Origin of the sequence: Methanococcoides mangrovi (genome assembly GCF_052057775.1) — an archaeon.
In the GTDB taxonomy this organism is placed as follows: domain Archaea; phylum Halobacteriota; class Methanosarcinia; order Methanosarcinales; family Methanosarcinaceae; genus Methanococcoides.
In genome coordinates, this window is the sequence record NZ_CP195121.1 from 1,096,429 (window position 1) to 1,107,866 (window position 11,438).

Annotated in this window: 12 protein-coding genes and 1 tRNA gene; 10 read left to right on the plus strand and 3 right to left on the minus strand. The window is 46.1% G+C overall.

What is annotated here, in order from left to right; genetic code table 11:
• Positions 1-284 precede the first annotated feature (284 nt).
• Complete coding sequence (locus tag ACR3I3_RS05670) at positions 285-584, plus strand: DUF211 domain-containing protein (RefSeq protein WP_440953581.1); 300 nt, start codon at positions 285-287, stop codon at positions 582-584.
• 44 nt (positions 585-628) lie between these two features.
• On the opposite strand, the gene ACR3I3_RS05675 is transcribed toward ACR3I3_RS05670, so the two are convergent.
• The 3 genes from ACR3I3_RS05675 to ACR3I3_RS05685 are packed head-to-tail and all read right to left on the minus strand — an operon-like array spanning position 629 to position 3,094.
• Complete coding sequence (locus tag ACR3I3_RS05675; protein WP_440953582.1) at positions 629-1,417, minus strand: 23S rRNA (uridine(2552)-2'-O)-methyltransferase; 789 nt, start codon at positions 1,415-1,417, stop codon at positions 629-631.
• 31 nt (positions 1,418-1,448) lie between these two features.
• Complete coding sequence (locus ACR3I3_RS05680; RefSeq protein WP_440953583.1) at positions 1,449-2,069, minus strand: DUF7109 family protein; 621 nt, start codon at positions 2,067-2,069, stop codon at positions 1,449-1,451.
• A gap of 11 nt (positions 2,070-2,080) precedes the next feature.
• Complete coding sequence (locus ACR3I3_RS05685) at positions 2,081-3,094, minus strand: Vms1/Ankzf1 family peptidyl-tRNA hydrolase (protein ID WP_440953584.1); 1,014 nt, start codon at positions 3,092-3,094, stop codon at positions 2,081-2,083.
• 94 nt (positions 3,095-3,188) lie between these two features.
• On the opposite strand from ACR3I3_RS05685, the gene coaBC reads away from it, so the two are divergent.
• The 9 genes from coaBC to ACR3I3_RS05730 all read left to right on the plus strand — a co-directional run bounded on the left by coaBC (position 3,189) and on the right by ACR3I3_RS05730 (position 11,229).
• The gene (gene coaBC / locus ACR3I3_RS05690; protein ID WP_440953585.1) at positions 3,189-4,433 is read left to right on the plus strand and encodes a bifunctional phosphopantothenoylcysteine decarboxylase/phosphopantothenate--cysteine ligase CoaBC; all 1,245 of its coding nucleotides are present in this window, start codon (positions 3,189-3,191) and stop codon (positions 4,431-4,433) included.
• Positions 4,423-5,295 carry a pantoate kinase gene (locus ACR3I3_RS05695; RefSeq protein WP_440953586.1) on the plus strand — a complete coding sequence of 291 codons (873 nt, stop codon included), beginning with the start codon at positions 4,423-4,425 and terminating at the stop codon, positions 5,293-5,295. Before coaBC ends, ACR3I3_RS05695 begins: the two co-directional genes overlap by 11 nt.
• Positions 5,296-5,410: 115 nt before the next feature.
• Positions 5,411-6,361: a prohibitin family protein gene (locus tag ACR3I3_RS05700; protein ID WP_440953587.1), complete on the plus strand. Its 951-nt coding sequence runs from the start codon at positions 5,411-5,413 to the stop codon at positions 6,359-6,361.
• Between the two features lie 17 nt (positions 6,362-6,378).
• Entirely contained in the window at positions 6,379-7,131 is a 753-nt protein-coding gene (locus tag ACR3I3_RS05705) for a 4-phosphopantoate--beta-alanine ligase (RefSeq protein ID WP_440953755.1), read from the plus strand.
• An 8-nt stretch (positions 7,132-7,139) separates the two neighbouring features.
• Positions 7,140-7,775 (plus strand): HD domain-containing protein, encoded by a 636-nt coding sequence (locus tag ACR3I3_RS05710; protein WP_440953588.1) that lies wholly within the window; start codon positions 7,140-7,142, stop codon positions 7,773-7,775.
• 20 nt (positions 7,776-7,795) lie between these two features.
• Complete coding sequence (locus ACR3I3_RS05715; RefSeq protein WP_440953589.1) at positions 7,796-9,100, plus strand: amidohydrolase family protein; 1,305 nt, start codon at positions 7,796-7,798, stop codon at positions 9,098-9,100.
• Positions 9,101-9,179: 79 nt separating this feature from the next.
• Complete coding sequence (locus ACR3I3_RS05720) at positions 9,180-10,415, plus strand: adenosylhomocysteinase (RefSeq protein ID WP_440953590.1); 1,236 nt, start codon at positions 9,180-9,182, stop codon at positions 10,413-10,415.
• A 454-nt stretch (positions 10,416-10,869) separates the two neighbouring features.
• Positions 10,870-10,946, plus strand: a tRNA-Lys gene (locus ACR3I3_RS05725).
• A gap of 46 nt (positions 10,947-10,992) precedes the next feature.
• Complete coding sequence (locus tag ACR3I3_RS05730; RefSeq protein WP_440953591.1) at positions 10,993-11,229, plus strand: DNA-directed RNA polymerase subunit H; 237 nt, start codon at positions 10,993-10,995, stop codon at positions 11,227-11,229.
• The last annotated feature ends 209 nt before the right edge of the window (positions 11,230-11,438 follow it).

Below are 11,438 nucleotides of genomic sequence, written 5' to 3' on the forward strand. Positions count from 1 at the left end.
AGCACAATTTCTTTTCTTTTTTTTACTTTGCACCGATATCAATAAACGAGATGTGTAAGTACTCAATTATGTTGCCCGAAGATTATTAATCAAAAATGCAAATATTTTTTTTAGCTTTAGGACAGATATATGTTGGGTATTTTTTCAATAATAAATCGTTTGTGTACGAACAGTATTATCATCAATATTTATATAAGGTTTGCTGAGAAAAACTAGCTTTTGATAATCTTAAATGATATAATATTTCTATAAGTATCCGTAGCTTATTGGAAGATCTGGGAAGGATGAATAAATTGGCAGGAATAAGAAGATTGGTTCTGGATGTGTTGAAACCTCACCATCCATCTACTATTGAACTGGCAGAAAATCTGAGCGTTATTGATGGTGTTACCGGGGTTAACATCGGATTGTATGAAGTTGACCAGAAAACAGAGAACATCAAAATCACTATTGAAGGCGATCATATAGATTATGGTGTGATCAGACAGTCTATCGAAAAGCTTGGTGCTGTTGTTCACAGTATAGATGAAGTGGCCGCAGGTAATCTTCTGGTGGAAGAAGTGCCAACCCTTCAGGATCGCTGAAGGGTATCTATTTTGCTTTTTTAAAAAGAAAATATCAGGATTATTTATTCTGATGGTTGCTCTTCATAACGTTTAGTGACCTTTGCAAAGGCAAAGTTCGGTTTAACATCTGTGATCTTTATTTTCACGGATTCACCGGTTTCAGCCCCTTTCACGAAAACAACGAAATCCTCGATGTATGCCATTCCGTCTCCGCTGGCGCCCATCTGCTTGATGACGACATCGAACTCGTCGTTCTTGTGTAAAGGCGCGGTCAGGAACTTCTTTCCGATCACATAGATCTCGGCACTTTCGGCTCTTGAGGCATGTGGTGAATATGCTCTTGTGAATGTGAACGCATTGCGGACCTCATCAAGGAAACCGCTGAACATGTCTCCCTGAAATACCTTCACAACAAAATGTCCTTTTGGTTTGAGGATCTTCTTTGCACACTCAAGTGCTGATGTTGTAAGGTCTATGGAACGCGCATGATCAAGGTTCCAGTTGCCGGACAGGTTCGGTGCGGCATCACAGATGACAACATCAGCCCCGTCTTCGCCGACAAGTTCTATTATCTTTTTTATTGTCGCATCGGAAGTTATGTCTCCTTTAATGGTGTCAACACCTTCAATATCCTTGATGCGACGAAGGTCCACTCCGACTATCTTCCCGCCGGAGATCTTCTTTGCGACCTCAAGCCAACCACCCGGCGCGGCACCAAGATCTACTACCGTGTCGCCTTCCTTTATTACATTGAATTTATCGTTAATCTGGAAAAGCTTGTAGGCTGCCCTTGAACGGTATCCTTCATCTTTTGCACGCCAGTAATAGGTATCTCTTCTATGCCTTGCCATGTCTATCTTCACCTCTCATCGCACACAAACATCAAATATCTTGTGCTGCTCCCAATGCATCGATCTGTTTACTGATGGAAAGGATCTCGTTCTCCATATCCGGGAATCCTCCCTCGATCCATGAATCATAATCATAGTAGAGGTTAAGGAGGTCGCTGTATCTCTGCTCAAGTGTGGGCAGATCAATGGAGGTATCATCCCCTCCGCATTCTCCACTGGCAAATATCCCTATCTCGTCCCTGAGCTTTATGATACTGTTTTCCAGTTCTTTGGAGAACCTTGCTGCCAGCTTCTCAGGATCGACCTCTCGCCTGTCAAGTTTCAGGATATCAATGACCTCGCTCAGGTCGAACGGGAAGTCAGGGAATGCATGAGGTCCTATGATGTAATAGCTGTCCTTTTTATCTTCTTCCTCAACATTTCCTTCTTTTTCCTCTTCATCCTCTTCATCCGTTCCTTTTAGCTCTTTGGATGTTATTATCTCAAGAAGGTGCTCATTGACTGCTTTTTCCAGCAGATCGTTGATATCCTCTACTTCAGGCATATCTTCTTCTCTTGTGTAGGCAAGTTCCTGAACAAGCTCTACGATCTCTTTATGTGTGACAGCCCCAAGTGCGTCCACCATACCTTCGATCTCTTCCGGTCGTACCATGTTCTTTCCTTTCAAAGTTTATATCGGCGGCAGCTGAAAAGACTTCTTATTATACTGTCAGTATCGTGCTTCTCGATCCTGGCATCAATGTTCCTTTCCATGATGGTGATGTCAGTATCGATATTTTCAAGGATATAATTTGCCAGTAAGATATCCCCGCATTTGATGATCATATCGATCTCAACGGTGGGATGCTCAAGCATGTTCTTCAATGCGTTCCTCACCTTCTCTGCATGGTGGTCGATATCTTCATCCCTGAGCCTTTCAAAGCGTCTCTGGCTGAATCCACCCTTTGTATGTTTGGATTTGACGCTGCTTCTGATGACCATGTCCTCATCAAATCCTGTTTTATCTGATGATATGCCTATAAGCGATTCCCCGGCGTGAGCTGCCAGGACACATATATTGATACCCTTTGTGAGAGTTTCCTTTAGCTGTTCTGTATTGAATGAACCGGATATTTCTACCGAACTTCTTTCTAAAGGAAGTGGCGGGACGATGATCTCCCCGACCATCTGCATCCTGTCGTAAAATAATACATATCCTGTGTCGGATTTTATCTTCTGGATCAGGTACTGGCTGTCCTGGTCAAGTTCTTCCATTATGCTCTTTGAAAGTCCTGCATTCAGATCCATCTCTTTTTCTGTAATGTATGCCGTTATAAGTGAGTCATGGTCGGACCTTATGGATGCCAGCTGGGAAGTATATGGTGTCATCTGTGGCAGTGTTATCTCTTCAATGAGTGCAAATGAGATCTCCTCTGTTGCTTCTGCCTTCTTCTCTTCAAGCTGATGTGTGAGCGTTTCGATCTTTACGTTAGCTGCTTTGAGCTTCTCTTCAGCATCCTGCTTTGCAGCAAGTGCACGTTTAGCGGTAATCTCGTTCTTCTCGAACCTTTTCCTGTCTATCTCCAGCTCAAGGATGTGTGACTGGAGCCTTTCTATCTCGTCCTCCAGTCTTTCCTTTCCTGAATATTTGTTAAGAAGTGAACCCAGGTTTGTTGCAACTTTCTTTTTTCCGGACATTCATCCCAGTTTAAGCGTTTCAGAAATAAAAAGAATGCCTTTTTAAGAAAAACTTTCAGTAAGCTACTTATCATTAGAATACAAAATGGATTTGATGAATATGTCACGGCATCCTACTATGTGGATAAAGGGCCAGAGCAGTGCTTCCCTTTCCGGAAAGGTCATTGTTATTGCTGTTACCGGCAGCATAGCTGCAGTACGGGTTGTTGAACTTGCACGTGAACTTATACGCAATGGGGCAGAGGTATATGCTGTGATGAGCAAAGAAGCACAGCATATCCTTCATCCATATGCATTGCATTATGCTACCGGCCATGATGTTATCACTGAGATCACCGGTGAGGTCGAGCATGTGAAGTTCTTCGGATCGGAGGGGTGTGCAGACCTTCTTCTTGTGGCACCGGCAACCGCTAACACCATCGGCAAGATGGCATATGGTATCGATGATACTCCTGTTACGACGTTCGCGACCACCGCAATGGGTTCCGGTAGTCCCGTTATCGTTGTTCCTGCAATGCACAACTCCATGTATGAGCATCCGGCTGTGATGGAGAACATTAACAAGCTCCAGGACTGGGATATCTCATTTGTGGGCCCGCGCCTTGAAGAGGGGATCGCAAAGATCGCATCCAACGATCGGATATTGCTCGAAGTGGAGCGTTTTCTTGGCAGCAGTACACTCGCAGGCAGGAAAGTGCTGATCACAAGCGGTGCGACAGCGGAATCCATTGATCCTATCCGTGTCATAACAAACCGTTCATCAGGCAGGACTGGCAGGGAGATCGCCATGGAATTCTATCGCAGGGGTGCTGAGGTGACGCTTGTCCATAATGGCAGGTTTGATTGCGAAGGCGTGAACGAGATCCTTGTTGAAAGTGCAGGTGAGATGATCGATGCAACTCTCAGGGAACTTGAACATGGGTATGATATGCTGATCAGTGCGGCAGCAATCTCAGATTATACTCTTGATGCCAGCGAAAGTAAGATCAAATCGGGTGAGGATCTAACTTTGAAGTTCAGGAGCACCCGCAAACTGATAAGGGAAGTACGCGATGCATATCCTGATATTTCCATTGTTGGTTTCAAGGCAGAGGCAGGTGTCACAGAGGAAGAGCTCATATCGCGTGCAAGGGAGTCCCTTAAAGCCGCAGATCTTGACGTTGTTGTTGCAAATGAGGTAAGCATTATCGGCATGGGTACCGTAGAGAACGATGTTCATATTATTTCTGCAAAGGATGATGCTATCACCCATGTAAGTGGGAACAAAAGGCTGATAGCTGAGACTCTGGCGGATAATGTGGAAGGGATCTTCAGGAAAAAAGGATCCGATGTCAACTGAATTTCCTGTTGGCAGGGCTTTTGCTCCCGGCCACATTACAGGTTTTTTTGAGATCCATGATGATCCTGACCCGCGACGCAAGGGGTCCACAGGGTGTGGTCTTGTTCTTGATGGCGGCATTGATACTTTTGTAACGGGCGATGCAGAATGTACTGAGGTTTTCCTTGATGATGTTCCCGTCATGGCAGCTACTACCCGCTCGCTCATAGAACAGCTTGTGGATTTTCCTGTTCGTGTGGAATGTACTTCTTCAATTCCAGTTGGGTGTGGGTTTGGTGCATCGGCTGCAGGTTGTCTGAGCACCGCTTATTCATTGAATGATGCGTTCTCACTGGGTCTTACTTCAAATCAGATTGTTGAAGCTGCACATATAGCCGAAGTTAGTAACGGTAGTGGAATGGGGGATGTTGAGGGGCAGTATTTTGGTGGGGTTCCTATCAGGAGTTCACCCGGTTGTCCTCCTTATGGCGTTCTTGATCGTGTTCCTGCACCGACCTTTGAAGTGCACTGTATAGTTCTCGGCGAACTATCCACAGGTTCTGTATTAAGTGATCCCGGGATCATGAATGAACTGAATTCAGCAGGTAGGTGTGCATTGAGTGCTTTGTTGTCCCGGCCAACAGTTGACAATTTCATGAAGCTTTCAAAGCAGTTCACGTTAAAATGCGGTCTTGCGAGTGAACGTGTAATAGATGCAATTGAAGCAGTAGATTCAGCAGGTGGGATGGCTTCTCAGGCAATGCTTGGGGAAACAGTATTTGCCTGTTGCTCCGAAGACGCGAAAGATTATGTTCTGGAAGTTCTTTCAACTTTCGGAGAGGTTATCACTTATCGGGTATTGTCATCTTACGAACACCCTTAAAAATCAAAGACGGCAATCAATGTTTGTTCGCATGTATACGAAACCGTTATTAGTTAAAATGCCTTAGATTTTTAACTCATTCAATTCATTGTATAGTAATAAGGAGTGAAACATTATGGTAATAGAAGATGATTGGGATATCAAAGGTCCTGATGAGGAAAAGAGACCGCCTATGCCCGAGATCAAGATACCTCCAATGGCAGGAACAGTCCTTCGGGGGGCAGCTATTGTTCTGACAGTACTGATCATATTCTCTGTAGTTTTCGGATCGATCTTTGTGTCCATCGGTGCCGGTGAGGTTGGTGTGAAGTTCAACCAGTTCGGTGGTGTTGAGGATGATGAGCTTGGGGAAGGATTGCATATAGTCCCTCCGTGGGTAAGTGTGACCAAGTACTCAGTAAGAAGTGAGGTCTATACCATGACCGCAAGGCCTTCTGAAGGTGAGGTCATAGGTGATGACCAGATCAATGCACTGACAAATGAGGGTCTTACCCTTGGCCTCGATATTACTGTAAGGTATAGGCTTGTTGCAGAGGATGCAAGCGTTGTCCACAAGAACCTTGGTACTGGTTACGCGGAAAAGATCATAAGGCCTACAATAAAATCCGTTATCAGGGAAGTTGTTTCGGGACATGCTGCAATGGAGGTCTATGGTGAACAGAGGGAACTTGTCGCAGCAGAGATGAAGGATGAGATGGAGGCAGCTCTTCTTGAAGACGGTATAATCGTAGAGGAGGTTCTTCTCAGGAATGTAAGGTTGCCGGAAAAGGTGGCCGATGCTATCGAGTCCAAGCTTCAGGCAGACCAGGATGCCCAGAGAATGATCTTTGTGAAGCAGAAGGAGCAGCTGGAAGCTGAAAGGAAGATCATCGAGGCGAACGGTATTGCCAATGCGACCATTGTCAGGGCAACCGGAGAGGCCGAAGCTCTGCGCCTTATAAACCAGGAGCTTTCAAAGAACCCTAAACTTATCAACTATAAGTATATCCAGATGCTTGAAGAGCAGGAAGTCCAGACACTGATAGTTCCTTCAGATCAGGGAATTATCCTGGATGCTACTAAATGATAAGTGCGGTATGCAATATGAGCGAGATCCCGAAAGATCATCCAAGGTATGCGTCCCTTATGACGCGTGAGAAGATAGTCGAAGGTGTGGAACTGGGAATTACAAGTCAGCAGGGGCTGGTCGCACAGGGTCGGGGCGAATGTTTCGATTACCTGATCGGTGAGCAGACCACCACCTCTGCTCTTATGGCGGAGAAAGTGGCTGTTGCCATGCTGCTTCTTGCGAAGCGCCCTGTCCTGTCCGTAAATGGCAATGCGGCTGCCCTTGTCCCGGATTCCCTCGTGAAGCTCTCTGAGGTCACAGGTGCTCCTCTTGAGGTGAACCTGTTCCACAGGACCGAAGAGCGTGTCAGCCGGATAATCGAACACCTGAAGGCCAATGGTGCATCGGAGGTCCTTGGCAGCAGGGCCGATGCACGCCTGGACCTGCAACACAGCAGGGCCATCGTGGACGGTGAAGGGATCTACAATGCAGATGTGGTACTTGTTCCTCTGGAAGATGGCGACAGGTGCCAGGCACTTGTGGAGATGGGCAAGAAAGTGATAACTATCGACCTGAACCCTCTGTCTCGGACATCCCGTACTGCTACTGTGACCATTGTGGACAATGTGATACGTGCCGTGGAGAACATGATCGCCCTTTCCCATGAGATGAAAGGGCTTGATGAGGCCGAACTGCGCAAGCTTGTCGAAGATCATGACAATTCCCGCACTCTTTCTGATGCGGTCCGGCAGATAATTGGAAAACTTGAAGAACTTTCGGATCTGTGAGGTATCTCATGGATCTGATAGAAAGGACACGGGAATTCGTTGCGAGCGTGCTTGCCGATGAACCCAGTTCCCATGAGATGTCACACATCGAGCGTGTGGAATCCACATGCATGAGGATACAGGCAGAGGAAGGGGGTGACCTTCAGGTCATCAGGCTTGCAGCCCTTCTTCATGATGTGGGTGTCGTCAGGGAGCACCGCGAAGGCGGGGATCATTCCGTATATAGTGCGGAGATCGCCCGCGATTTTCTTTTGGATGAGGGTGTTGATACCTCGTCAGTTGAGCATATCGTTTCCTGTATAAGGACCCACAGGTTCAGCCGCGGTCATAAGGCCGAGTCTCTTGAAGGGCAGATCTTGCAGGATGCGGACCGTATCGATGCCCTTGGTGCTATCGGTATATTCAGGGCGGTCATGTCCATGGGTGCATTGAGATGCTTAAAACACGCCAGCGGTGTGGAGAAAGAATCATCAAGGAATGCGTATGCGGAAGATCCTCTGGATGGCTTTGCCGAATATATGGAAATGAAACCTTTTAAAATAATGGAGCGCTTAAATACTGGCGCTGCAAAGAAGATCGCAGAGGACAGACTTAAGATAATGCATCAATATCTTGATGCACTGGAGGATGAGTCCTCCTTCTGATCACAGGTACAGGGATCAACATGGCTGATATCATAATAAAGAACGGTTATATTCTTACAATGGACCCATCCACGGACAACATCGAAAATGGTGTTGTTGTCATTGAGGATGGAAGGATAACGGATGTTTGCGAAAGTACGGAAGAGACTGCTGACACCGTAATTGATGCGCAGGGTGGTGTCGTGATGCCGGGTTTCGTGAACACCCACACCCATGCGGGAATGACCCTTTTCAGGGGGTATGCGGATGACCTTGCACTTTCAGACTGGCTTGAGAACCACATCTGGCCTGCAGAGGCTGAACTGCAAGCATCCGATGTTTATGCTGGTACCCGTCTTGCATGCCTTGAAATGATAAAAAGCGGTACGATCGCGTTTGCAGATATGTACTTCTTCATGGATGAGGTCGGTAAGGTCGTTGAGGATTCCGGCCTTCGTGCTGCCCTTTCCTATGGTATGATCGAGCTGTGGGATGAGGAGAAAGGGAAGAGGGAACTGAAGGAGGGTAAATCCTTTGTTAATGATTGGAACGGAAAAGCAGATGGCAGGATCTCTGCAATGTATGGTCCGCATGCTCCGAACACATGCTCAAAGGAGTTCCTCATGAAGGTCAGGGAACGGGCTACAGAGGACAATGCTAAGATCCACATCCATGTGCTTGAGACCGAGGCCGAGCTGAACCAGATGAAGGAGCAGTATGGTATGTGCTCCGTGAACATGCTGGACAGCATCGATTTCTTTGGTCCCGATGTGCTTGCCGCACATTGCATCTGGCTTTCTGATGGCGATATGGACATACTCCGCAACAATAATGTCAATATCTCTCATAATCCTGTAAGCAATATGAAGCTGGCATCAGGTGTCGCTCCTGTTACAAAATTGCTTGAGCGTGGGGCAAACGTCTGTCTTGGTACTGATGGCTGCGCTTCCAACAATAATCTTGATATGTTCGGTGAGATGAAGACTGCGGCGTTGTTACAGAAGGTCGATACCATGGACCCTATGGCACTTCCTGCAAGGCAGGTGCTTGAGATGGCAACTGTCAATGGTGCAAAGGCACTTGACATCGACAGTGGAATGATAAGGAAAGGTTATAATGCAGATGTCATTATTGTTGACATGAACAAAGCACATCTCAATCCATTGTATGACGTGCCTTCACACCTTGTATACTCTGCCGGAAGCAGCGATGTAAGGACTACTATTGTTAATGGTAAAGTGCTTATGGATGATTACAAGGTCATTTGCATGGATGAGCAGAAGGTCATCGATGAGGCCCGGGATGCAGCAGCTGAACTGATATCCCGCGTAGATGCGAAGAAATGAGGTGGCTGTTCACTTATTGAATTGTTCATGCTATTCAGTACATTGACTATATATTACGCTTTAAGTTGGAGATCCAAATATGAGTGAAAAAGAATTGATAGAATCCGGTGATATGAAGATCGCCTGGGTACGTAATCACATGCCAGTGCTGTCTATCATCAGGGAGAACTTTGAGCGCGAGCAGCCTCTTAAAGGGCACAGGATCGCAATGGCGCTCCATGTTGAGGCAAAGACCGCCGCTCTTGTCGAGACCCTTGCGATTGGTGGTGCAGAGGTTGCTATTACAGGCTGTAATCCTCTGAGTACACAGGATGATGTTTCAGCTGCCCTCAATACTAGGGACAACATCGAATGCTATGCAAAGTACGACTGCTGTGGCGATGAATATTATGAGGCCATTGATAAAGTGCTTGATATGAAGCCGGACATCACCATTGATGACGGCGCTGACCTTATCTTCAAGCTTCACACCGAGCGTCAGGACATGATTCCTGACATCCTTGGCGGATGCGAGGAGACCACAACAGGTATCCACAGGCTCAAGGCAATGGACAAGGACGGTGCCCTGAAGATGCCTGTAATTGCTGTCAATGATGCAATGACCAAGTTCCTTTTCGATAACCGCTATGGTACCGGCCAGTCTTCCTGGGATGGTATCATGAGGACCACCAACCTGCTTGTTGCAGGAAAGACCGTCGTTATCGGCGGATATGGCTGGTGTGGAAAAGGTGCGGCAATGCGTGCATCCGGACTTGGTGCTGATGTTATCGTGACCGAGGTCGATCCTATAAGGGCACTTGAGGCGCGTATGGATGGTCACCGTGTAATGTCAATGACAGAAGCTGCAAAATATGGTGACATTTTTGTGACAACTACAGGTAATGTGGATATACTTGCAAGAAAGCACTTTGAAGTAATGAAGGATGGTGCTATCCTCGCAAACTCCGGTCACTTCAATGTGGAGATCAACCTTGAAGATCTCACTGCAATGGCAGATACGATCAAGATCGTCAGGAACAACATCAAGGAATACAATGTAGGGGGCAGGAAGATCAATGTGCTTGCCGACGGAAGGCTTGTGAACCTTGCAGCAGGCGACGGTCATCCTGCAGAGGTCATGGACATGAGCTTTGCAAACCAGGCACAGTGTGTCAAGTACATTGCAGAGAACAAACTTGAGGCAGGGGTCCACCCGGTACCTCGCGACCTTGACCTTTATGTTGCTGAACTGAAGCTCAAGTCAATGGGCATAGAGATCGATGTACTTGAATCTCACCAGACCGAATACATGGAAGGCTGGGAGTGCGGGACATAATTGTCCTGCATATCTTTTTTGTTGAATAGATTTTCTGATAGGCTGTCAATAGCTCATCTTTTTATTTGTTCTTTAATTTCTGTATGTTCTCTACACAGTAATGAGTCTGATATGTAAATATTCTGGCCATGGTCATCACATAATATATACTGCAGATAAAAAGGTCAGCTTGTGGGAAGCATTCACTGGTAGTTTCAAAAAGAGGTCCGGGATATTTGCCCATATGTATGAGCCTGTAACTTTGAAAAAGTTGTGAATTATATTATATATATCTATTGAATGGTATCCGTTGCTGTTATTGATGTATTGGCATATTCTTTTATATGTTCCGGGCATTTGTATCTTGGTCATAAGGTAAAGGGGCAGGATGATAGAAACTCTTATATACTATCAATCCATTGTAGTGCCGTCGTGGGAGACATGTAATATGTGGCACCCGACACTGTAACACACTGGGCTCGTAGCTTAGTCAGGCAGAGCGTCTGGCTTTTAACCAGACGGTCTAGGGTTCAAATCCCTACGAGCCCGCCAGCAATCCGGGAATATTTTGCTTGCATGTTTTTATGGAGGAATAAATTTGAGTAAGTTCAGCCTGCTTGACCACGAATTAATCCCCAATCATGAGATTATGGATGAGGATGAACTAAGGACTGTCCTGAAGCACTATAATGTAGAGAGGGAGCAGTTACCAAAATTAAAAGTGACCGATCCCATCGCACAGGAAATTGATGCGATGCCAGGCGACGTTGTTAAGATCACTCGCAAGAGTCAGACTGCAGGCGAAGCACTGTATTACAGATATGTAATAGAGTGAACACGAGGTTTCAGATTTGAGACATTCCGTTTATTCTTTCTCTACTTTTTTTGGCCGCTGCATGATGAATCTTCATAACATCACAGCCGGCCTAGTCAGTACTGTATCCATTCAGATGGATGCCGTTTATTATAATCATCTTATTACTCCGAAATATCCAATTAACTAAAAGAGGGTGCTATCATCGCATTAGATACAAGCATATTATC